Origin of the sequence: Paraburkholderia caffeinilytica (genome assembly GCF_003368325.1) — a bacterium.
In the GTDB taxonomy this organism is placed as follows: Bacteria; Pseudomonadota; Gammaproteobacteria; order Burkholderiales; family Burkholderiaceae; genus Paraburkholderia; species Paraburkholderia caffeinilytica.
Map to the genome: position 1 here is coordinate 1,781,640 of NZ_CP031466.1, position 21,887 is coordinate 1,803,526.

General features: G+C 61.7%; 16 protein-coding genes. 8 read left to right on the top strand and 8 right to left on the bottom strand.

Going from position 1 to position 21,887, the window contains the following annotated elements:
• The first annotated feature begins 38 nt into the window (after window positions 1-38).
• Both DSC91_RS07910 and DSC91_RS07915 read left to right on the top strand, forming a co-directional pair.
• A complete protein-coding gene (locus DSC91_RS07910; RefSeq protein WP_115777613.1) occupies window positions 39-671 on the top strand; it encodes a cytochrome b/b6 domain-containing protein in 633 nt (210 codons plus the stop codon).
• Complete coding sequence (locus tag DSC91_RS07915) at window positions 668-1,441, top strand: molybdopterin-dependent oxidoreductase (protein WP_115777614.1); 774 nt, start codon at window positions 668-670, stop codon at window positions 1,439-1,441. The genes DSC91_RS07910 and DSC91_RS07915 overlap by 4 nt, the downstream gene beginning before the upstream one ends.
• 20 nt (window positions 1,442-1,461) lie before the next feature.
• Here DSC91_RS07915 and DSC91_RS07920 read toward each other — a convergent pair whose 3' ends face one another.
• Complete coding sequence (locus DSC91_RS07920) at window positions 1,462-2,538, bottom strand: AraC family transcriptional regulator (RefSeq protein WP_229758303.1); 1,077 nt, start codon at window positions 2,536-2,538, stop codon at window positions 1,462-1,464.
• A 320-nt stretch (window positions 2,539-2,858) separates the two neighbouring features.
• On the opposite strand from DSC91_RS07920, the gene DSC91_RS07925 reads away from it, so the two are divergent.
• Complete coding sequence (locus DSC91_RS07925; protein ID WP_115777615.1) at window positions 2,859-3,911, top strand: NAD(P)-dependent alcohol dehydrogenase; 1,053 nt, start codon at window positions 2,859-2,861, stop codon at window positions 3,909-3,911.
• Window positions 3,912-4,148: 237 nt separating this feature from the next.
• On the opposite strand, the gene DSC91_RS37375 is transcribed toward DSC91_RS07925, so the two are convergent.
• On the bottom strand, window positions 4,149-4,427 hold the full coding sequence (locus tag DSC91_RS37375) for a hypothetical protein (protein ID WP_162831285.1): 279 nt from the start codon (window positions 4,425-4,427) through the stop codon (window positions 4,149-4,151).
• Here DSC91_RS37375 and DSC91_RS07930 point away from each other — a divergent pair.
• On the top strand, window positions 4,393-5,349 hold the full coding sequence (locus tag DSC91_RS07930) for a LysR family transcriptional regulator (RefSeq protein WP_162831344.1): 957 nt from the start codon (window positions 4,393-4,395) through the stop codon (window positions 5,347-5,349). The two genes, DSC91_RS37375 and DSC91_RS07930, sit on opposite strands and share 35 nt — an antisense overlap.
• Before the next feature lie 37 nt (window positions 5,350-5,386).
• Here the strand turns inward: DSC91_RS07930 and DSC91_RS07935 are convergent, their stop codons facing one another.
• Entirely contained in the window at window positions 5,387-6,532 is a 1,146-nt protein-coding gene (locus DSC91_RS07935; RefSeq protein ID WP_115777617.1) for a nucleoside hydrolase, read from the bottom strand.
• Window positions 6,533-6,946: 414 nt separating this feature from the next.
• Window positions 6,947-7,888, bottom strand: coding sequence for a hypothetical protein (locus DSC91_RS07945; RefSeq protein WP_115777618.1), 942 nt, complete (start codon window positions 7,886-7,888; stop codon window positions 6,947-6,949).
• A 125-nt stretch (window positions 7,889-8,013) separates the two neighbouring features.
• Between DSC91_RS07945 and DSC91_RS07950 the strand changes: the two genes are divergently transcribed.
• The 4 genes from DSC91_RS07950 (at window position 8,014) to DSC91_RS07965 (ending at window position 14,989) form a co-directional block, all read left to right on the top strand.
• Window positions 8,014-8,859, top strand: coding sequence for a M15 family metallopeptidase (locus DSC91_RS07950; RefSeq protein ID WP_162831345.1), 846 nt, complete (start codon window positions 8,014-8,016; stop codon window positions 8,857-8,859).
• A gap of 268 nt (window positions 8,860-9,127) precedes the next feature.
• On the top strand, window positions 9,128-13,039 hold the full coding sequence (gene tssM / locus DSC91_RS07955; RefSeq protein WP_115777620.1) for a type VI secretion system membrane subunit TssM: 3,912 nt from the start codon (window positions 9,128-9,130) through the stop codon (window positions 13,037-13,039).
• Window positions 13,036-14,028 carry a type VI secretion system-associated protein TagF gene (gene tagF / locus DSC91_RS07960; protein ID WP_115777621.1) on the top strand — a complete coding sequence of 331 codons (993 nt, stop codon included), beginning with the start codon at window positions 13,036-13,038 and terminating at the stop codon, window positions 14,026-14,028. The genes tssM and tagF overlap by 4 nt, the downstream gene beginning before the upstream one ends.
• Window positions 14,029-14,032: 4 nt before the next feature.
• Entirely contained in the window at window positions 14,033-14,989 is a 957-nt protein-coding gene (locus DSC91_RS07965; protein WP_115777622.1) for an OmpA family protein, read from the top strand.
• 84 nt (window positions 14,990-15,073) lie between these two features.
• Here DSC91_RS07965 and tssA read toward each other — a convergent pair whose 3' ends face one another.
• The 4 genes from tssA to tssF all read right to left on the bottom strand — a co-directional run bounded on the left by tssA (window position 15,074) and on the right by tssF (window position 21,856).
• Window positions 15,074-16,183: a type VI secretion system protein TssA gene (gene tssA / locus DSC91_RS07970; protein WP_115777623.1), complete on the bottom strand. Its 1,110-nt coding sequence runs from the start codon at window positions 16,181-16,183 to the stop codon at window positions 15,074-15,076.
• A 65-nt stretch (window positions 16,184-16,248) separates the two neighbouring features.
• On the bottom strand, window positions 16,249-18,924 hold the full coding sequence (gene tssH / locus DSC91_RS07975) for a type VI secretion system ATPase TssH (protein ID WP_115777624.1): 2,676 nt from the start codon (window positions 18,922-18,924) through the stop codon (window positions 16,249-16,251).
• 35 nt (window positions 18,925-18,959) lie between these two features.
• On the bottom strand, window positions 18,960-20,054 hold the full coding sequence (gene tssG / locus DSC91_RS07980; RefSeq protein ID WP_115777625.1) for a type VI secretion system baseplate subunit TssG: 1,095 nt from the start codon (window positions 20,052-20,054) through the stop codon (window positions 18,960-18,962).
• On the bottom strand, window positions 20,018-21,856 hold the full coding sequence (tssF, locus tag DSC91_RS07985; protein WP_115777626.1) for a type VI secretion system baseplate subunit TssF: 1,839 nt from the start codon (window positions 21,854-21,856) through the stop codon (window positions 20,018-20,020). The genes tssG and tssF overlap by 37 nt, the downstream gene beginning before the upstream one ends.
• Between the last annotated feature and the right edge of the window lie 31 nt (window positions 21,857-21,887).

Here is a 21,887-nt window from a genome sequence, read left to right on the forward strand (position 1 = left end):
TTCTCCCTGCTTTTCTCCCTGCTTCATCACTATTCACCATGCCCGAACCGCAAGCGCGCTTCATCGTCCACCCACTCGTCGTACGAATCACGCACTGGATCAACGCGTTTGCCATGCTCTGCATGGTGATGAGCGGCTGGGCGATCTATAACGCGTCGCCCTTCTTTCCGTTCAGATTCCCGGTGTGGGCAACCGTCGGCGGCTGGCTGGGCGGTTCGATCGCATGGCATTTCGCGGCCATGTGGCTGCTGTGCGCGAACGGCCTGCTGTATCTGGCGTATGGCATCGGGCGCGGGCATTTTCGTCGCAGGCTATTGCCGGTCTATCCACGCGATGTCGTGCACGATGCCGCATTGGCGATGCGGTTCAAGCTGCCGCACGATACCGCCAAATATAACGCGGTGCAGCGCGCGCTCTATCTCTTCGTATTGCTCCTTGGCGTATTGCTGGTTGCGTCCGGGCTTTCGATCTGGAAGCCCGTGCAGTTCTCGTGGCTTACCGCCCTATTCGGCGGCTTCGATTTCGCGCGTCGCGTGCATTTTGTCGCGATGGCGGGCGTGGCGGGTTTTGTCGTCGTGCATCTGGCGCTGGTGCTGCTGGTGCCGCGCACGTTACTACCGATGTTGACCGGCCGCGCCAGGCTGTCCGCGCACGAAAGGAGCGAGGCATGAGCGAATCAAAACGCAAGGACTCGCGCAGCGCAGGCGTTCTCCTCGCCGACCACAAACCGCAAATCGAGCGATTGCAGCGGCGGTTGTTCCTGCGCTCGTCGCTTTCGATCGGCGCGCTGGCGATGCTCTCGGGCTGCAACATGCAGGACGGCGATTCGGTCGACAAGGTGTTGTGGGCCATGTCGCGCTGGAACGATCGCGTGCAAGGCTGGCTGTTCGATCGCAACAAGCTCGCGCCGACTTACTCTGCAAGCGAGATCACCGAACCGTTTCCGTTCAACGCGTTCTATCCGGAGTTCGACGCGCCGGATATCGACGGCTCGACATATCGACTGGAAGTGTCGGGCCTGGTGTCGGACAAGCGCACGTGGAATCTCGATCAACTGCGCGCCCTGCCCCAGGCTTCACAGATTACGCGGCACATCTGCATCGAAGGATGGAGCGCGATCGGGCAATGGCGAGGCGTGCCGTTTCGCACGTTCCTCGAACGCATCGGCGCCGACCTGAGCGCTCGCTATGTCGGCTTCAAATGCGCGGACCGCTATTACTCGAGCCTCGACATGGCGACGGCCTTGCATCCGCAAACCCAGCTCACGCTCGATTTCCGCGACGCACCGTTGCCGGCCAAATACGGCTATCCGCTGAAATTGCGCGTACCGACCAAATTGGGCTTCAAGAATCCGAAGCACATCGCGGCGATCTTCGTGACTAACACGAACCCCGGCGGCTATTGGGAAGATCAGGGCTACAACTGGTTTAGCGGGCTATGACGCTTCCCGCCGAAGCGCGTCTATACGGCAGTCACATAACGCGCAACCGGCCTGACCACACGCGGCGGCGGCGGTGCGTCGTACACGGCGCGCATGCGTTTGACTTCGTCGACAGGGCTCAGGCCGAACAGGCGCTTGAACTCGCGGCTGAACTGCGACGCGCTTTCGTAACCGACCCGCGCCGCGGCAGCGCCTGCATTCAAACCGTCCTGCACCATCAGCAAACGCGCGTGATGCAAACGTGTGGTCTTCACGTATTGCATCGGTGAGGTCGCCGTCACGGCCTTGAATTGCGCATGAAAAACGGCGAGGCTCATGCCCGCTTCAGAGGCGAGCGTATCGACATCGAGTTGCCCGTGATAGTCGGCATGGATTCGCCGTAGCGCCTTGGCGATGCGGCCGAAATGATTCTGATGCGTGAGCGCCGCGCGAATCGCATCGCCCTGCTCGCCCGTCAGCACGCGATAACAGATTTCGCGAACCACGCCGGGCGCGAGAATCCTCGCGTCGAGCGGCGAGGCCAATGCTTCCATCAGACGCTGCACTGCATTGCTCAAGGCCGGATCGAGCGGCGTTGAATAGATGCCGAGCGGCTCGTTTTGCGCGGTGCCCTGCGTTTCGTTCAGCGCCATCAGCAGTTCGGCCACCATGGTCAGATCGACGCGCACCGAGATGCCAAGGAACGGCGCTTCCGGGCTCGCCTCGGTTTCACATTCGAACGGCAACGGCACCGAGAGCACCAGGTATTGCTGCGCGTCGTACTGGAACACCTGATCGCCGAGGTAACCGCGCTTGCGCCCCTGGCAGACGATCACGATGCTCGGCTCGTACATCACGGGCATACGCGGCATCGGACTATTGGCGCGCATCAGGTTGACACCTTCGAAGCTCGAACGCGTCACGCCAGGTTTGGGCGCGAGCAAATCGAACAGGTCGACCAGACGCTGCTGAGCGGAATCGGCCGGGCCGCGATCGGCCGGGCCGCGATCGGTGGGGCCGCCGGCGGCCGGGCCGCGATCGAAGGGACTACCTGCAGCCGGGACGTGTTCGGCCGGATCACAAGTGGCCGAGGCGGGTTCGACGGAACGGGTTGACATGACGGTATAGTGACGCATAAGAGAATAATGCTTGAAATTTAGCACCAAACGACCTGGTACGCTCATCGCCAGGAGTTTTAGGCAAATCTTCAAGATATTCAGGTATTCCCCGGTTCGCTCCCGGCCCCTACTATGGGAACCCTGCCGGGTCGTCTACTTCCACACTGTGCTGGGCTCGGTTGTCCGTTCACCGTTTCGGTGAATACGTCGGCCGCGGCCTGCGCCGTGATCCCGGTTCATGACAAGGTTTGCCCACATCGGCGACGCGCGTCGTCCATCGCCGGCGCCTTGCGACATCACCCTCTTTGCTGGAGCTACCCATGAGCACGACTTTTGCCTATGCAGCGACCGACGCGACCGCGCCGCTCGCCCCGTTCGAAATTCAGCGCCGCGAACTGCGCGCCCATGACGTGCAGATGGAAGTGCTGTTTTGCGGCGTGTGCCATTCCGACTTGCATCAGGCGCGCAACGAATGGAAGAACACGGTTTTTCCCGTGGTGCCGGGCCATGAGATTGTCGGCCGCGTGACGGCGGTGGGTCCGGACGTGACGAAGTACAAGGCAGGCGATCTGGTGGGCGTGGGATGCCTGGTCGATTCGTGCCGTACGTGTGCGAATTGCGAGGAAGGCCTCGAACAGTATTGCGAAAACGGTTTTGTCGGCACGTACAACGGTGTGGACCGGGTTGACGGTCAGATCACGTACGGCGGCTACTCGACGCAACTGGTGGTGGACGAGGCATTCACGCTGCGGGTGCCGGAGAATCTCGACCCGGCGGGTGTGGCGCCGTTGCTGTGCGCGGGTATCACCACGTATTCGCCGCTGCGCACGTGGGGCGCCGGTCCTGGCAAGAAGGTGGGGATTGTCGGTCTTGGCGGTCTCGGCCACATGGGTGTCAAATTGGCCCGTGCGATGGGCGCGCATGTCGTGTTGTTTACGACGTCGCCGTCGAAGATTGAAGATGCCAAACGGCTGGGCGCGCATGAGGTTGTCATCTCGAAGAATGCCGAAGAGATGGGCGCGCATGCGAACAGTTTCGATTTCATTCTGAATACCGTGGCTGCGCCGCATGATTTGAATCCGTTTCTGAATCTGCTGAGGCGTGATGGGACGATGACGCTGGTTGGGGCGCCGGAGCATGATCATCCGTCGCCGCAGGTGTTCAATCTGATCTTCAAGCGCCGCCGCCTGGCCGGGTCGTTGATTGGTGGAATTGCCGAGACGCAGGAAATGCTCGATTTCTGCGGCGAGCACGGGATTACTTCGGATATTGAAGTGATTCCTATGCAGGGGATTAATGATGCTTATGAACGGATGCTTAAGAGTGATGTTAAGTATCGGTTTGTTATTGATCTGGATTCCTTGCGGAAGTGATTTGTTTTTTTGCCTGCGAGGCGCGGGTTGATTTTTGGCGCCTTGCAGGTGAGGGGGTGCTTGGGGTTGTTGTCTGCGCGGCGCTTGTTGTTTTTGTGGTTCTGGTTTTTTGTGCCTCTCCTTGAATTGTTAGTGGTCTATTAGCGTTCGCCCCTGTGCGGGGCAGGCACCTACTTTCTTTGCGGCGGCAAAGAAAGTAGGTGCCTGCCCCGCACAGGGGCGAACGCTAATAGACCACTAACAATTCAAGGAAAGCCCAACGCCGTAGGCACAAGGACAAGAACGCGTCGCGCAGGCAATCAATTCAAGGAAAGGCAACACCATAAGCACAAGAAAAGCCCAACGCCGTAGGCACACACAACCAAAACCCAGATCAACAAAAGACACCAACCCTAGAAGCACAAAAAGCACAAAAACCACAAACACCGCCACCGCCAAAGGCAAAAAAGCACCCTTTATTTCACCAACAGGAGTTTGAATCGTGATTGACAGAATAACTGCAATGCGGACATTCATCCGAATCGTGGACACAAACAGTTTCACCCGCGCAGCGGAATCCCTCGACATCCCCCGCGCGACAGCGACAACCATCGTCCAGAATCTGGAAGCGCTGCTAGGCACCGCACTCCTGACCCGTACGACGCGGCGCCTGAGCATCACCCCGGAAGGCGCAGCCTACTACGAGCGCTGCGCGCAAATCCTCGCCGACATCGACGAAATGGAAGCCAGCCTCCGCCATGCAACGGATAACCTGACCGGCCGCCTGCGCGTAGAAATGCCCGGCGCAGTCGCGAGCGCCATCGTCCTGCCGGCGCTCGAAGACTTCCATGCCCGCTACCCGAATCTCGATCTCGCCATCGGCATCAGCAATCGTTCGGTAGATCTGATTTCAGAAGCCATCGACTGCAGTATCCAACTCGGCGACTTGCCGGATTCGAATCTGATCGCGCGGCAATTGGGCACCCTCGAACATGTGACGTGCGCAAGTCCTGTCTATCTGGCCCGGCACGGCACGCCCGTCGGTCTCGACGATCTGCGCACGCACGTCGCCGTCAATTGCATGTCGCCGCAGAACGGCCGCGAAGTCGACTTCGATTTCGAAGTGGACGGCGAAGCGCAAAACGTCAAAGTCAAAGGCTTCGTCAAAGTCAGCGACGAGCAGGCTTATCTCACCTGCGGATTGCAAGGTCTCGGTCTGATCCAGCCGGCGCGGATCGCCGCACAACCGTACCTCGACTCGGGACTGTTGCGCGAAGTGCTGCCGCAATGGAAACCCATGCCGATGCCGGTCTCGGTCGCGTATGTGAAGAACCGCCAGGTGTCGCCACGCGTGCGAGCCTTCGTCGACTGGCTCGTGGAGTTGTTCGAGCAGACCGAACACGCGAACCAGGACCTGTCGCGAGTCCGTCAGTTGTTGCGCGGCCTGCATCCCGCTTGAGGCGGGTTTTATGCAGGCTCGCAACACCGCGAACGCGTTAGTTCGGTAGTGTCACCGGCACCGGACGCGTCAGCAGATCGACATAGAAATTGAAAAAAGCCGGATTGTCGAAGCGCTTAACCACCGTCATCTTCTGCAAACCCGCCGGCGGCGAACTGGTGTAACCGGTCGACTTGCCATCATTGGCACCGAAGCTCATATCCACATCCACCCATTCATCCACCGTCTGCGTCGCAAACGACGGACGCATCAGATACGCCAGCGTCAGGGTGTCCCAGATGTTCGTGGTGTAGTTCGGATTCGTTTCAAAACCGTTCTTGCCGTCGAAACCGTAGCCGTTCAGCGTCTTGAACAATTGCGTGATGATGGTCTGTTTGCCCGGATCGTGCGCGACACGGTCGTACAGCGCCTTGTCCATCTTCACGGTATCTGTCACGTCGAGCGGAATCACCACCTGTTTGATCGGCAAACGCAGCACGGCTTTCGCCGCTTCCGGATCGAACCACCAGTTGAATTCGGCCGTCGGTGTGGTGTTGCCAGCCACGTCGATCGCGCCGCCCATGTAGATGATCTGCTTGATCAGCGGCACGATCTCGGGATGCTGACGCGTGGCGAGCGCGATGTTGGTCAGCGGGCCGATCGCCAGAATCGTCACCTCGCCGGGATATTGCTTGACTGAATCGACAATGAAATCCACCGCGCTCCTGCTCTGCACTTTGGTGTGCGTGGCGAAGCCGTCCGGCGGTGCAACGAGGTCGCTGTCCGATTTCGGCTCGGGCGTGTTCCACGCGCCGAGATAGCCGTCGCCACCCGGGAATTGCTTCTGCTCGGCCTGAATGGTGCCGAAATCATGCGATAACGCGTAATTGGCGCCGGCATATACACCGATCTGATTTTCAACGCCAAGACGCTCGACTGATTTCAGTGCGTCCGATACGCCTTGCTTCAACCATTGATTACCGGATACCACCGTAATACCCAATACTTTCAGTGAGCCTTGCGCCTGCAATTGCGCAGCCATTACACCGAGCTGGCCGTCGTCGCTCAGTGTATTGTAGTCGCTGTCGATAATCACTTTGGGTGGATTCGCCTGCGCGTTGAGATCGCTTCCGCCGCACGCCGAAAGCGACGAAATGGCTGCCAGGCTTGCCACACAGGTCAGCGCCACGAAGAGCTTCTTCACCGATACCTCCTTTTATGCAGCCATATTTCTCGAATAAGGAGGTTCATCATAGACGTAAACCTAACGAAATAGAATCGCCATGTTTAATGCGCAATTCATGGAATCAGCTTTCCGCACGGCAAATCGTCTAAATTCCGGAAAACATCGTTCCGGCATCGACAGATTCGTGAAAGCCGAAGCGCCGCGCTTTTGAGCCGCCGCCGAACATGTCGTCGTTCAAGGAGAAATAAAATCCGCAAAGCGCTATGACGAGACGCCCTGACAGCGAATGGAAGGCGGCCCATGTTTAGCCGCCATCGCATCCCACCTTGTCAGTCCTGGTCGTGTCGGTAGACATGGGCTGCGGAAATGAGCCGCGCAGGCATCGCGCCCGGTTGCCGCGAGTCACGAGGACCCACGGCGCACTACGAGCGCTTACGGCTGACGTGCCTGCGGCGCAGCACCCGGACAAGCGGGGTCTTTACCCCAATGCCCATCGCACACGCGCCAACGGCACAACTGGTCCTCGAAGAAACCGCGTTGCCCGCACTCTTTCACGCGTTCGGCCAGCCTGGCGTCCCCAGGCGTAGCCGAGGCACTGACTTTGGTGGCCGTGTTGCCGCCGGCCGCTTTCGCATCGGCCGGTTTGGTGCGTGCCACGAGCGCGGCCAATAGATCGGCATCCGAATCATCTTTCGAAGCATTACCGGCCGGGCGCGATTTCTTCGCTTGAGCAACCGCGCTCGGCGCGCTCGCGTGACGATTGCTTGCGCTCGCGCTTTCCTTCTTGCCGTGCGCCGTCTCGTGTTTCGCGTTGCTGGCGACAGCCGTCGAACTCTTACCCTGCTTTGCCGCCGGCACCGTTGTGGCCGACGCGGCCGTTGCGGACGCAACCGGTGCCGACGCATTGCTCGGCTCAGCGCCGTCGGCAAGCGCGCGCGACAAACGGCTTTCATCGCTGCTTGCAGGCACACTCGCCGATGCCGCCGGCGCCTTGCCGTCACCGTCGTCAGCCACAATCGTGGCCGCTTGCGACGACGCAGCCGCCGGGGCCTCCGCTTTCGCGGCGACCTGCGCCGCGCCACTGGCGGCGGACGCCGGCACAGCGGCTTTCGCAGCGTTGGCGGGCGTGGCCGATGCCAGCGACGTTGTCTGCAAACGCTGCTGCATGTGCCACGCACCCCAACCGCCGGCCACGATCACCAGCAAGGCGACCAGCAGGAGCGGCGTTTTCGACCGGCGTGGTTTATCGGTAGGCGGCGCGACGCGGCCTTCCAGATTCGCAAGAATTCGCGAACCATTGCCATCGGCGCCCTTAGCCTTATCGGATAACAGGCTAGGTGGGGCTTTGGAATTCGAACTTTCCGGCGCACTCATTCACTGTCTCATTGAATCCTGGATTATTTCGCCGTGATAATACCGTTCCGGCTCCTCTCCGAGCAGGCCTGATTCTAAGAGCAAGCATTACAAAATACAATTGTTTCCAATTTCCGGGGGCGACTTTGATTGCCGTAGTACTTTTCGCCTATTTCGCCATCGCCGTTGTGATCGCCGCAATGCTGCTATTGCCGGCGGTACGCGCCTCTTTATTGGGCGCCGCGCTCGCCATTCACGGCCGCGTTATGCGCGGAGCATCTCAAGGTGCTTCACGTGCACGCGGACAATTAGCGCGCTCGGCAAAAATTTCGCAATCGACCGCAGTCGATATGCAAAAGTTACTGGCAAAGCGGCGCTTGCTGATTTTTACCACCACAGGTATTCTTGCGACGCCGCCATTGGTGGCATTGGCTTTACGCGGCCGGCAATTATTCCAATTCGATGACACTGCACGGGTACCGGACGAGAAAATTGCCGCGTTATTGAATGGCGAACAGCTCGTGCCCCCGCCGCCGCTGCCGCCCGAGGTCTTTGCAACGCAGGAAGTGGAGCAGATTCGGCCCGCGCTGAAAGATGCGAGCCGCGACTGGAATTTGCTCGACGCCGATTTCAGAACGCGTTTATTGCTCGTGTACAAAATCATGCACGAGCAGTACGGGTATGAAATGGCATTGCTGGAAGGTTATCGCAGTCCGGAGCGGCAAAACCGCCTGGCGCAAATGGGGGGCAACGTCACCAATGCCGCAGCGTTTCAAAGCTATCACCAATACGGCCTTGCCGCGGACAATGCGTTTTTGCGCGACGGCAAGCTCGTCATTTCAGAAAAAGATCCCTGGGCCATGCGAGGTTATCAGTTATACGGACAAACGGCCGAACAGGTCGGCCTGACGTGGGGCGGCCGTTGGAAATTGATGGATCTCGGGCACGTTGAATATCACAAACCCGGCTTCGTGCTGGGGCGTGGTCATTAAGGCGAAGTGGGCAATAAAGAGGTTGGCAATGGGGCGTTCAAGCAAATTTTCTGGCAAAAGTCGGCAATGCCGCATGCATGACGGCATTCGTCTCGTCGCCATCGGCGAAACATCCCATGGCGGATTTAACAATCCGGCCGCATTCACCTTCGCCTGAATATGCTTTCGATTTATTTCAAACGCGGCGCAGGCAGACTTTGCCCGCGCTCGCGCCATGCTGTTTGCCACACGCGCGCCACAACACACATCATCAAGACCTGAACGGCCTATGCGACGCATTCTTAACGTGTTGACCCATACACGCACGCTCTCGATCATCGGCTTGCTCGCGCTCGCTGCTGTTTTGTTCATCGGCGCCGATACCTTGCAGATCGACCCGATGTGGCCCGCCATCGTGCTCGGCGCGGTGATCGCGCTATGGTTGCTGGTCTGGGCGGTGCGCCGCCTGCGCGCGCGGCGTGCGAACAACAAGCTCGGTGAAATGCTCGAGCAACAGGCCGAAAAACAGACCGAAACCGGCCCCGCGCCGACACCCGCGCGCCAGGCCGAACTCGACGTGCTGCGCACGCGTCTCGTCGACGCGGTGAAAACGATCAAGACCTCGAAGATCGGTCAGATGTCCGGCGGCTCGGCGCTGTATGAATTGCCCTGGTACATCGTGATCGGCAACCCGGCCGCGGGCAAGAGCAGCGCCGTGCTGAATTCCGGTCTGCAATTTCCCTTCGCCGACAAGAACAACGCAGTGATTCACGGCATCGGCGGCACGCGGAATTGCGACTGGTTCTTCACGACTGAAGGCATTCTGCTCGACACCGCCGGCCGCTATTCCGTGCACGAAGAAGACCGCACCGAATGGCTCGGCTTCCTCGGCCTGCTCAAGCGCTTCCGGCCAAAGGCGCCGATCAACGGCATCATCGTCACGGCGAGCATTGCCGAGTTGACCGGCAGCAAGCCCGAGTTCGCGATCAATCTCGCGAAGAATCTGCGTCAACGGGTGCAGGAGCTGACCGAGAAGCTCGAGGTGTTCGCGCCGGTGTACGTGATGTTCACCAAGGCCGACCTGATCACGGGCTTCACCGAATTTTTCAGCGGCAGCGACCGTCACGAGTACGACCGCGTATGGGGCGCCACCCTGCCCTACGAACCGGACGAAAAGCGCGACGTGGTGGGTCTTTTCGACGAGCACTTCGAAGAACTCTACGACGGCCTGAAGGAAATCAGCGTCGCGCAGATGTCGATCAACCGCGGCAACAAGCTGTCGCCGGGCCAGCTGAGCTTCCCGCTCGAATTCTCGACGATCAAGCCTGCCTTGCGCGCGTTCCTCGCCACGCTGTTCGAAACCAACCCGTTCCAGCACAAGCCGATTTTCCGCGGCTTCTACTTCACCAGCGCGCTGCAGGAAGGCGAGACCAACAGCGCCGCTGCCACGCGCATCGCCAACCGTTTCGGCCTCTCCGCGGACAGTTTGCCCAAGCCGCACAGCGCGTTCTCGAAGAACGGCTTCTTCCTGCGCGATCTGTTCTCCAAGGTGATCTTCGCCGACCGGCAGACTGTCAAGCAGTTCGCCAGCCCCGCCAAGACGCGCATGCGCTATGCGACGTTCTTCGGCTTCGTCGCGGTGCTCGCGCTGGCGCTCGGCGGCTGGACGTGGTCGACGATCGGCAATCAGCAGCTCGCCGACAACGTCAAGGCCGACCTCGACAACGTGGTGCGCCTGCAGCAGAACCGCAACGACCTGCAATCGCGGTTGCAGGCCATGGACATTCTGGAAGACCGCATCGACCAGCTCGAGCAGTTCCGCCGCGACAAGCCGCTGGCGGTGTCGCTCGGGCTGTATCAGGGCGACCGCCTCGAGCAGCACTTGCTCACCGAGTATTACAACGGCGTGCGCCAGATCCTGCTCGACCCGGTCTCGCAGAATCTCGCGTCGTTCCTGAAGGACGTCAACGCGCACCCCGATCAGCTCGCGCCGCTCAACCGCACGCCGGACGCCGCCGCGATTCCCGTGTCCGCGCACACGGCGATGGCGGCGAACAGCCAGGGCGGCCTGTATAGCGACGCGTCGCCGACCAACGTCGAAGACGCCTACAACGCGCTCAAGACCTACCTGATGCTGAGCGACAAGCGTCACGTGGAAACCGCTCACCTGACCGACCAGGTCGCCCGCTTCTGGCGCGGCTGGCTCGAAACGAATCGCGGCAACATGCCTCGCGACGAGATGATCCGCAGCGCCGAGCGCATGATCACCTTCTATCTGTCGCGCGTGTCCGACAACGACTGGCCGATGATCGACCAGAACCTCGGCCTCGTCGACCAGACCCGTGAAAATCTGCGCCGCGTGGTGCGCGGCATGCCGGCCCGTCAGCGCGTCTATGAGGAAATCAAGGCGCGTGCGTCGACCCGCTTCGCGCCGATGACGATCGCGCGCATCGTCGGCGAGAACAATACGGCGCTGGTGGCAGGCAGCTACGCGATCCCCGGCACGTTCACGCGTGAAGCGTGGTTCCAGTACGTGCAGCCTGCGATCCGCGACGCCGCCACCAAGGAGTTGCAAGCCAAGGATTGGGTGCTCAACACTTCCGCTCACGACGACCTGACGCTCGAAGGCAGCCCCGAGCAGATCCAGAAAGCGCTCGTGTCGATGTACAAGACGGAGTACGCGATGCACTGGCAGAAGTTCATGCAAGGCATTGCGGTGCAAAGCTTCGGCAGCTTCGGGCAGGCCGTGGATGCGATGAACCGTCTCGGCGATCCGCAGGATTCGCCGATCCGCAAGGTGCTTGAAACCGCGTACGACCAGACCTCGTGGGACAACCCGTCGCTCTTCAACGCGAACCTGAAGCGCGCGCAAACCGGCGTGACCAGCTGGTTCAAGAACTGGTTCTCGCGTGCGCCGACCGGGCAGTTGAACGCCAATATCGACATCAACGGCAATCCGGTCGAAGTGCCGATGGGGCCGATCGGCCAGGAGTTCTCGGCGCTGGGCCGCATCGTCGTCTCCGGCGACAACGGCTCGATGTTGAAGGGCTACATGGACACGCTCTCGAAAGTCCGTACGCGCTTTAACGTGATCAAGAACCAGGGCGATCCGGGACCGGGCGCGCGTCAGCTGATGCAGCAGACGCTCGACGGCAGCGGGTCTGAGTTGGCCGATTCGCTGAAGTACGTCGACGAACAGATGCTGACGGGCCTCACCGATTCGCAACGCAAGGCACTGCGCCCGCTGCTGGTGCGCCCGCTGATGGCGGCGTATGCGGTGGTGATCCAGCCCGCCAGCGTCGAAGTCAACAAGGTGTGGAACGCGCAGGTCTACCAGACGTTCCAGGGGTCGCTCGCGAACAAGTATCCGTTTGCAGGCGATGCGAAGGTCGAAGCCGGCGCCGGAGAGATCGCCCAGGTGTTCGGGCCGGACGGCGCGATCGCCAAATTCGTCGGCACCACGCTCGGCCCGCTCGCGGTGCGCCGCGGCGACACGCTGACCGCACGCACATGGGGCGACATGGGCCTCGCGCTGACGCCCGACTTCACCGGCGGTTTCGCGCGCTGGGTGGCCCCGCTTGCCGGCGGTGCAGCGGCCTCGTCGGGTCAAAGCTCGGCCGAGCCGCAGACCGTATTCCAGATCCTGCCGCAGCCAAGCAGCGGCACCACGGAATACACGCTCGCGATCGACGGCCAGCAAATGCGTTACCGCAATACGCCGCCGCAATGGACCAACTTCGTGTGGCCGAACCCATCGGGCTCGCCGGGCGCCACGCTGAGCGCCACGACCTTCGACGGCCGCACGCTGCAGCTGGTCAACGAGCCGGGCCGCTACGGTCTGGAGAAGCTGATCAACTCGGCGCAGCGTAAGCGCCGTCCGGACGGCACCTTCGATCTGTCGTGGACGCAGGGCAATGTCACGGTGGCGGTCAGCATGCGCATCATCAGCACGTCGCAGGCGTCGGGCGGCGGCAGCGGCGATGCGCCGCAACAGCAAAGCCTGCGCGGCTTGCGGCTGCCGTCGTCGGTGGCGGACGTGAGCGCGGCGGCGAATTCGGTCAACGCGACGGCCGCGGGCGCGACCAATGCAACAGGAACAGCAGGACCAACAGGAACAGCGGGCGCCGCGCCCGCTGCCGCACCGGCGGCACGGCAGGCAGCGGCCGCCGCCGCGGTTTCGAACACAGGGGGTGCGCAATGACGCAAACCGTGCAGGCGCAAATCGCCTACTTCGGCAAGATTCCGTCGCGCGGCGACTTCGTCAAAAGCGCGCATAACCCGCAATTGCTGGCCACGCTCGACCGCTGGATCGCCGAGGCCATGGAGTTGCTCACTGACGATCCGCGCTGGAAGATCGTCTACGAAAACGCCAAGCCGATGCATTTCGCGTTCCTCGGTTCGCGCAGCAAGCTGGCGATTGCCGGGCATATGGTGGCGAGCCAGGATCAATCGTCACGCCGCTTTCCGTTTCTTGCCGCCACTGCGCTGGAAGTCGAAAAGCCGCTGACGTTCCTCGCGCACAGTCCGCTGGCCTTTGCGCGGCTGTGGTCGCGCATCGCCTCGCAGATGAAGCCGCTGCTCGGCATGAGCGAGCCGGCCGGCGCGTTGCACGCGCTCGGCGAAACGCAAGTGCCGATCGAAATCGGCGGCGGCCCGGGCAATCCGCACGACGGCACTTTCAATGACTTCGTCGAACATCAGACCCTCTCCGGCCTCGAACAGATGCTGCTTGCGAGCGGCCATCCGGTGCGCTTGCGTGGCGCGATGCTGGCGCTCGGTTCGCTGCTGCGTCCGGTGATGCAAAGCGGTTCGTCGCATCTCGAACGCGGCCTGACGCTGCCGCTGCCGAACGATCCGTTCTATCGCTCGCTCGTCGCCGCATTCTGGCTCGAACTGATCGCACCGTTCGTCTCGCAGGCCGATTTCGAACTGGCGATTTTCATCGGCACGATTGCCGAGCGCGAACGGCTCATCATCGGCTTTAACGGCGCCTCGGCAAAAACGCTGCATAGCGTGGTCGACCCGCAGGCGTACGCGGCACACAACATCGATATCGACGATCCCGAGTGGATCGACGAACACGCACAAAACGACCATGGCATCAACAAGCTCGTCAGCTACCTCGACCAACCGCAACTGTCGCTGCGTGTCAGCATCGACACGTTCCGCGAAGCATTCACGGGAGCGTGACGCAATGTCGAGCCAACCCATGCGTATAGCCGCGCTCCTCGCGGGCCTTCTCATCGGCGCCCTCGCCCATGCCGACAACGACGGCCCGGCACGCGTCACGCCGGTCGACAACAGCGGCATTGCGATTCGCACGACGATTTTGCCCGCTTCTTCGTCGGCGCAGCCGGGCAACGCGGGTCCGGCGGTCAGTACGGCCGGCCTCGCCAGCGGCACCACGGGCGCCGGCACCGGTGCGATCAGCGCGGCGCCGCCGCCTGCGAATGCAACGCCGGGCCAGGTGGTGGTGGGCGGCAAGGTACCGGATGAAGCGACCAAGGCGGCGGTGCTCGCGCGCCTGCGCGACACTTACGGCGCGGCCAACGTGGTCGATCAGATCGAAGTCGCCGACGTCGCGACGCCGCCGAACTGGTCCGCCAACGTGCAGAAGCTGATCGGCCCGCAGTTGAAGCAGATCAGCAAAGGCCAGTTGAAGATCGACGGCACGCAGATCGACGTGAAGGGCGAAGTGCACAACGAATCGCAGCGGCAGCAGCTCGCGAGCGATATGGCGAACGCACTGAATCCGACATACACGATCAAGAACGGCCTGCGCGTGAGCGCATCGGAACAGGGTCTGCTCGACCAGACATTGGCGAACCGCACGATCGAGTTCGAGACGGGCAGTGCGACGCTTACGCCGCAAGGCCGCGCGATTCTCGATCAGATGGCGGCCGTGTTGTCGAAGATGCAGACGAGGACGGTGGCGATCATCGGCCATACCGACAACGCGGGCAATCGTGCCTCCAATATCGCGCTGAGCCAGGCGCGCGCGGACGCCGTGAAGGGCTATCTGGTCGCCAAGGGCATCTCGCCCGAGCAGATGACGACCACAGGAGTCGGTCCGGATCAGCCGATTGCATCGAACGATACGACCGACGGGCGGGCGCGTAACCGGCGTATTGAATTTCGCGCGGGATCCTGAGTTGTTGCCTGTTTGACCTGACGGTCGAAAAAAAGCCTGGCATCGATTTCGATGCCAGGCTTTTTGTTTGCGCGCAGGAAAATTCTAGCTGTTTTCTTCAGGCTTCACGCCCAGCAACTCGCGAATATGCGCGAGCGATCCATCGTCCTTCACCACCGAAGACAGCCACTGATGCAAGGGCATATCGGCGCATTCCGCCGCCTTGTCGGCGAGGTAAGCAGCCGGATTGTGCGGTTCGGTGCTGCGAAAGAATCTGGCCACGGCACGCAACTGCGCGACGGCTTGCGCACGGCTCTGGATTCCGGCAATCGGACTGATCGTGGTCGGCATGGTCGTCAACACGGGTTCCTCGCGTTGCGGTGAAGTCTTGAAGGTCGGCTCGGCGCGTTCGTGGTCTTCCGGCTTCGGCGCTTTCGGCGGTGACGTCTCGGCGCTGACGCCCAGTTCGCGTGCGAAGCGCTCCACCAACCGGTAGACGCTCTCGTAAGCATCCTTCGCCTGACGGAAACTCGGTGCCGAATCGCCGGCACGCCGGTCCAGCTCCTGTTCAAGTGCGAGCATCGCCGAGTCAAACGCTTTCAGATCGGCCAGCAACGTCGAATAGAACGCCGGCGGCGTGGCGCGTTTCGATGCCTCGATCTGCTCGATCGAGGGTTTGCCGCGGACGATGTCGTCGGCGTGATCCGGATCGCGCTTGACCGCCTGCGCGACGTGCGTGGCCACGTCCCAATCGATCGTGCTGTACGAGCTGCCTTGCGAGGACGTGAGCGGCATCGCCCGCAACAGATCGCCGGTACGGCCCACCAGCCACGCGACATTGCCGAGGCGATACTCGGTGTCGTCGCCTTCCGGCAGCGGATGCACGTGATCCCAGTACTTCTCGCACAAGCCCGTCAGCAGCGCATACCCTTGCGCGAGACCGGTCACGCCCTCTTCGATGGCTAACGCCTCGGTGAGCCAGACGGCGAGGCGCAGGTCTTTGGTCTGCGTCTGCAGCAGGCTGCTGGAACGTTCGACCACGAACGGCCAGTCGGCCTCCTTGATATCGGTGACCCATTCGCCCTGATCCAGCGATGGGTCTTCGAATCGGCGCGCGTGCTGAATCGCGTCGAAGTCCGCTGAAAACAGCAGGTCTTCGCCACAAGGCGAGGTTTCGCTGATCGGCGCCAGCAGCGTGTTCAGATTAGTCGGCATGACAGAAAGCAATAAGGTTCCGGTACGGCATTAAAACAGATTGGCGTTTGCAACGGCACGCCGCTTTACACCACGGTGTAGTCGAACTCGCCCGCCTCGCTCGCCCGCACGGAGATGCGTTCGATCGCGGCACCGTTCGCGACGCGTTCCAGCACCTGCTGCGCGACTTCAGGCAAAAGCGTGCCGTTCAGAATGTGATCCACATTGCGCGCGCCGGAATCCACTTCGGTGCAGCGCGCGAGCACAGCGTCGACGAGCGATTCGTCCCATTCGAACACCGCCTTGTGGTTCGACTCGATGCGGCGGCGAATCCGCTCCAGCTTCAAATCGATGATTTCGGCCAGCACGTCGTCGGAAATCGGGTAGTACGGCACCACTTTCATGCGGCCGAGGAACGCCGGCTTGAACGCCTTGTACAGTTGCGGGCGCAATGTCTCCGCGAGTTCGTCCGCACCGGGCAATTCTTCGGCGCTTTTGTTCAGGCAGGCCTGCATCACCGCCTGCGAGCCGACGTTCGAGGTCAGAATGATCAGCGTGTTGCGGAAATCGATCTCCCGTCCTTCGGCGTCGTCCATCGTGCCTTTGTCGAATACCTGGAAGAACATTTCGAGCACGTCAGGGTGCGCCTTTTCCACTTCGTCGAGCAGCACCACCGAATACGGATTGCGACGCACCGCTTCGGTCAGCACACCGCCCTCGCCGTAACCGACGTAGCCCGGCGGCGAACCCTTCAGGCCCGACACGCTGTGCGCTTCCTGGTACTCGCTCATGTTGATCGTGACCATCTTGCGTTCGCCGCCGTACAGCACATCCGCGAGCGCCAGCGCGGTTTCGGTCTTGCCGACACCGGACGGCCCGACGAACATGAACACGCCGCGTGGCTTGTTTGGGTCTTCGAGATTCGCGCTGGCGGTGCGCACGCGTTGCGCGATCGCTTCGAGCGCGTGGTCCTGACCGATCACGCGGGCACCCAGCAGCGGCTGCAGATTCAGCACGGTCTGGATTTCGTCCTTGATCATGCGGCCGAGTGGAATGCCGGTCCAGGAAGCGACGATTTCGGCGACCACGTGGCCATCGACCTGCAGAGGAACCATCGGCTGGCCGCCCTGCAATGCATGCAATTCCGCAACGCGCGTGGCCAGCATTTCACGTGCCTGTTGCGCCTTGTCGGCCTGCGCAGCGTCAGCACTGCTCACGCGCGCTGCGTCGATTTCCGCACGCAAACCGACGATCTCCGTCACCAATGCGCGTTCCTTGTCGTAGCGTGCCTCGTCGTCGGCCAGATCCTTCACGTCTTCTTCGCGCAGGTTGCGCAGTTCCGCGAGCCGCTCGTCATGCAGCGCACCGCTCGCCACTTCGCGTTCCAGCGCGGCGATTTCGGCGTCGATGCGTTCGAGTCGCTTCTTCGTATCGTCGATCGCGGCGGGCGTCGAGCTATGCGCGAGCGCGACTTTCGCGCAGGCGGTGTCGAGCACGCTGATCGCCTTGTCCGGCAGTTGACGGCCGCTGATGTAGCGATGCGACAGACGCACCGCTTCAGTGATCGCATCGTCCAGCACGCGGACGTTGAAGTGCTTTTCCATCAACGCGGCCATGCCGCGCAACATCGCCGCCGCGAGCGTCTCGCCCGGCTCTTCGATCTTCACCACCTGGAAACGCCGCGCCAGGGCCGCATCTTTCTCGAAGTACTTCTTGTATTCGCTCCACGTGGTCGCCGCAATGGTGCGCAATTCGCCGCGCGCCAAGGCCGGCTTCAACAGATTCGCCGCGTCGTTCTGTCCGGCCTGGCCGCCGGCGCCGATGATCGTGTGCGCTTCGTCGATAAACAGGATGATCGGATGCGGGCTCTTCTTCACCTCGTCGATCACATTCTTCAGGCGATTCTCGAACTCGCCTTTGACGCTTGCGCCGGCCTGCAGCAGGCCCATATCGAGCACATGCAACGCGACGCCTTTCAGCGGCGCGGGCACGTCGTCGGCCGCAATACGCAGCGCGAGACCTTCGACCACCGCCGTTTTGCCGACACCCGCCTCGCCCGTCATGATCGGATTGTTCTGCCGGCGACGCATCAGGATGTCGATGGTCTGGCGAATTTCGGCTTCGCGGCCGATCACCGGATCGATCTTGCCGTCACGCGCCCGTTGCGTGAGATTGCTGGTGTACGTATCGAGCGCGGGGGTTTTAGAAGGCGCACCGGGTGCAGAGTCGGCAGGAGATGCGTCGCTCACACCTTCTGTTGAGTTCTCCGCCGCATTGCTACGTTCGACTTCGCGTGACCCCGCGGTCAATTCGTCGAACTTGTGCTTCAGATCCGTCACCCGCACGTCGCGCAGCAGCGGCGACATGCGCTCGGCAAACTGCGCGAGGTCCGGCGCCGTCAACAACGCGAGCAGCAAATGCCCCGAACGAATCCGTCCGATCTGCGAATCGAGCGACGCGATCAACCACGCCTGTTCGAGCAAGTCGATCAAATGCTTCGAAAACACAGGTGTGCGCGTATTGCCTGTCTTCAACCGTTGCAATTCGCGCTCGATATCCGTGCGCAAAGCATGCGCGTCGACCCGGCTCGCGCGCAGCACGAGCGTGACGTCGCTCGCCGGTTCATCCAGCAGCGCCAGCAACAGATGCTCGAGGTCCACCTCATAGTGACCGCGCGCGAGACAGTTGTTCGCCGCGAGTAAAGCCGCCTGCCGGCAGGTCGGATTCAGTTTGGCGATCAGGGTATTGAGGGACGTGCTCATGTCGTGCGATCCGGGTCCTGGTTCTATCGTTATGGTCAGTGAATCACGTGCAATTCGTAACGGGCATCCGCGCGGTCACGGTCGGCTTCCCTGGTGCACAGAAATGCGTCCCAGCCGAGGCGCGCGCCGCCGCTGAGCATGCTGGGTCCCACTTCCTTGCGACGCAGCACCAGCGAGACTTCATATTCGAGGGTCACGCCGGCCAGCAGCGTCAGCATGCGTTCGAGCGCCACGGCGCGGTCGGCGCCGGGCAAGAACGCTTCGTAGTCGGCCTTGTCGAGCGGGCCGATCACGAGCCGTGCGCGCATGTCGCGCTGCCAGACCCGCTCGCCTGCCAGCGCGGTGGCGCCGAGCGTCGCATTGACACCGCCGAGCACGGTCAATTGATCGCGCGGCACGTCATACCATTTGCCGACGAACTGCTCGACGCGCACCCGCACCTTGAAGTACTCGGACAGCGTGCGTTGCAGATAGGCCGCAGAAACCGGCCGATGCCGTGCGGCCAACGCGTAACCCGCTATCGCTTCGTCGAATAGCGCGCCGTCGCCGCTTTGCAGGCTGTTGCGGGTGTCGTCGTCGGCGACGCCTGCCAGCGCGAGCAACAGCGGCAGATAACGTTCGTCGCGGTCCAGTTCGTAATGAAACGGCAACCGGTACTTCTTCCAGGCCGCATAGAACAGCGCCGTCGCACGATTCGAAAACACGTCGAAGAATTCGCGTGCGGCCCGGTCGCGCCTGATCTGCTCACGCGCGATGATCTGCTCGGTGTAATGCAGCGGCAAGGCGCCCTGCCCGCCGAGCAAACCGAAAAACGCCGGCGTGATTTCCACCTTGTGGAGCGAACCGGCTTCGAGCGCGGCGGTGCGTTGCGGCGTCTCTTTCAGCGCCGTGCCTTCATCGTCGTATGACTGTGCGCTGTGAATTTCGCTGGGCGGAAACGACATCGACAGCGAATTGCGAAAGGCAATCCGCTGCGCGACGATTTCGCCCGGGCGTCCATGACTCGACGGCGTTTGCTGCGCGAACCACTTCTCGAGAATCCGCACCGCCTGAAAAAATTCGAAGCGATGCGGTTCGTCGAGAAGTTGCTCGACTACGCCAGGATCGATTCGCCGCTGCGCGGTTTGCATCGCAGAATCTCCTCGCCGGTGCGCTTCGACACGACGACCAGTTGCACAAAGCTGTTCAGATGCACGTACAGCCCGAAAAACGTATCGATGACCCGCACGAACGACGCGAGACTCGTGCCGACGAAATGCTCTTCGTCGATCGTCAAACGAATCTCGATACCGCGCACGAAGGTTGCAAACGGTTTGCCCGGCAGCCATTGCACCGCCGCGCGCTGCTCGATGCCGACCAGGCCGTCGATGTGCCGCGCCGACACCGCCGTACGCCGCAAATCGTAAAGCACCAGCATTTCCTTGAGCGCCGACAGGCCGCTATTGGCGAGCGACACATGATTGAGCGCCAGATGCGAAATCAACCGCCAGTGCGAGGCGCGCCCGCGCTCAAAACGCACGCTGGGCGTCGGCCTGCGCAGCATCGCGATGCTGCCGGTCAGCGAACCGCCCTCCAGAAACAGATCGCCGCCTTCGAGACCCACGGCGAGGCCGGCAGGCAGGTCGCGATTGGTACACGTCAGATCGAGACTCAGCGTGTCGGTTTGCGGCGCGGCCGGCTCGAAGTCGATATCGACGATGGAGATTTCGGTCTCGTAGCCCGGGCTTTTCTGCGCGACCCAATCGTTGCGCCGTGCGAACCAGTAGTGTCCCGCACGCGCCGCTTCGCCGTGGTGCAGCGAATAGAACGGCCGGAATTCGATCACCGATTCTTCATGCGCCTGCTGCCGGACGAGTTTCACCGAGTCGATCGAATAGACCTCGTACGCGAATGCCCGGCGCGCTTCGGCGATCACCGGGTACGAAATCGCCTGATGACTGATGCGGATCGGCTCCCCGTGCTGTTCGAACAGATTCACGACCGGCGTGCAGAACAAGCGGAAATGATGCGCGGACAGCGAATCCAGCAAGCGCGCGACGTGGGAATCGCTGCGCACCTCCTTGAGTACGACGTGCAGCGTCAGACGCTGGCAGCGGCCGCTCGCTCGCGTCATCGCAGCCAGATTGAAATCGGCGAAATTGAATTTTTCGGGGAACGCAAAGTATTCGGTCAGCAGACGGTACGCCGGATGCGATTTGGCCGGATAGTCGATCAGCGCGTCGTCCTCATCGAAGCCGGCTTGTACGACAGGCGATTCCCGCAATGGCGTCCACACGCCGCGGCGGTCGGCTTCGACATACGTGGCCATCGCGTTGACGAACAGACAGTCCGCCAGCGCCGCGATAAACGATTGTTCGCCGTGCAGGTGCGTGCGCAACGCGCCGACTTTCAATGCGGAGAGATCGAGTTGCGCGGCCGTCGATTCGAACGTGATCGACACGATTGCCGTGGCGTTGCCCGGCAGGACGGTCGCACTCGGCGCCATCGCCACCGACGTGTACTTCGCTTCCGAGATGCGGATCGGCGCCAGCGTCACGTCGTAGGCGGTCCGGAACCGGCATTGCACGCCGCGAATCGGGCGCGACTTGAGTTCGGTGCCACGCTCGACCAGGATCGGTTCGGTCAGGTGACTGAGCGCGGCCGAGGTGCCCAACTGCGCAATCGAGCAGGACGGAAACGGCCGCAGGTAGTGCGGATACAGCACTTCCAGCAACGCTTCGGTGAATTCGGGGTAGTCGTCGTCGAGCTTCTTGTTGATACGCGCGCCCAACAGCGCGAACGACTCGATCATCCGCTCGACGTGCGGATCTTCGCAGTGCTCGCCGGACATCGCAAGACGCGCTGCGATCTTTGGGTAGCGCTCGGCGAAATCGCGCGAATAGCGCCGCAGAAATGATAATTCGCGCTCGTAATACGGCAGCAATTCTTCCATCGATCTATCCCCGAACCTGAACCATCGCCGC

Coding starts and splice junctions, on each gene's coding strand:
- DSC91_RS07910 (WP_115777613.1), top strand. CDS start 39: ATGCCCGAACCGCAAGCGCGCTTCATCGTCCACCCACTCGTCGTACGA.
- DSC91_RS07915 (WP_115777614.1), top strand. CDS start 668: ATGAGCGAATCAAAACGCAAGGACTCGCGCAGCGCAGGCGTTCTCCTC.
- DSC91_RS07920 (WP_229758303.1), bottom strand. CDS start 2,538: ATGTCAACCCGTTCCGTCGAACCCGCCTCGGCCACTTGTGATCCGGCC.
- DSC91_RS07925 (WP_115777615.1), top strand. CDS start 2,859: ATGAGCACGACTTTTGCCTATGCAGCGACCGACGCGACCGCGCCGCTC.
- DSC91_RS37375 (WP_162831285.1), bottom strand. CDS start 4,427: ATGAATGTCCGCATTGCAGTTATTCTGTCAATCACGATTCAAACTCCT.
- DSC91_RS07945 (WP_115777618.1), bottom strand. CDS start 7,888: ATGAGTGCGCCGGAAAGTTCGAATTCCAAAGCCCCACCTAGCCTGTTA.
- tssM (WP_115777620.1), top strand. CDS start 9,128: ATGCGACGCATTCTTAACGTGTTGACCCATACACGCACGCTCTCGATC.
- tagF (WP_115777621.1), top strand. CDS start 13,036: ATGACGCAAACCGTGCAGGCGCAAATCGCCTACTTCGGCAAGATTCCG.
- DSC91_RS07965 (WP_115777622.1), top strand. CDS start 14,033: ATGTCGAGCCAACCCATGCGTATAGCCGCGCTCCTCGCGGGCCTTCTC.
- tssA (WP_115777623.1), bottom strand. CDS start 16,183: ATGCCGACTAATCTGAACACGCTGCTGGCGCCGATCAGCGAAACCTCG.
- tssH (WP_115777624.1), bottom strand. CDS start 18,924: ATGAGCACGTCCCTCAATACCCTGATCGCCAAACTGAATCCGACCTGC.
- tssG (WP_115777625.1), bottom strand. CDS start 20,054: ATGCAAACCGCGCAGCGGCGAATCGATCCTGGCGTAGTCGAGCAACTT.
- tssF (WP_115777626.1), bottom strand. CDS start 21,856: ATGGAAGAATTGCTGCCGTATTACGAGCGCGAATTATCATTTCTGCGG.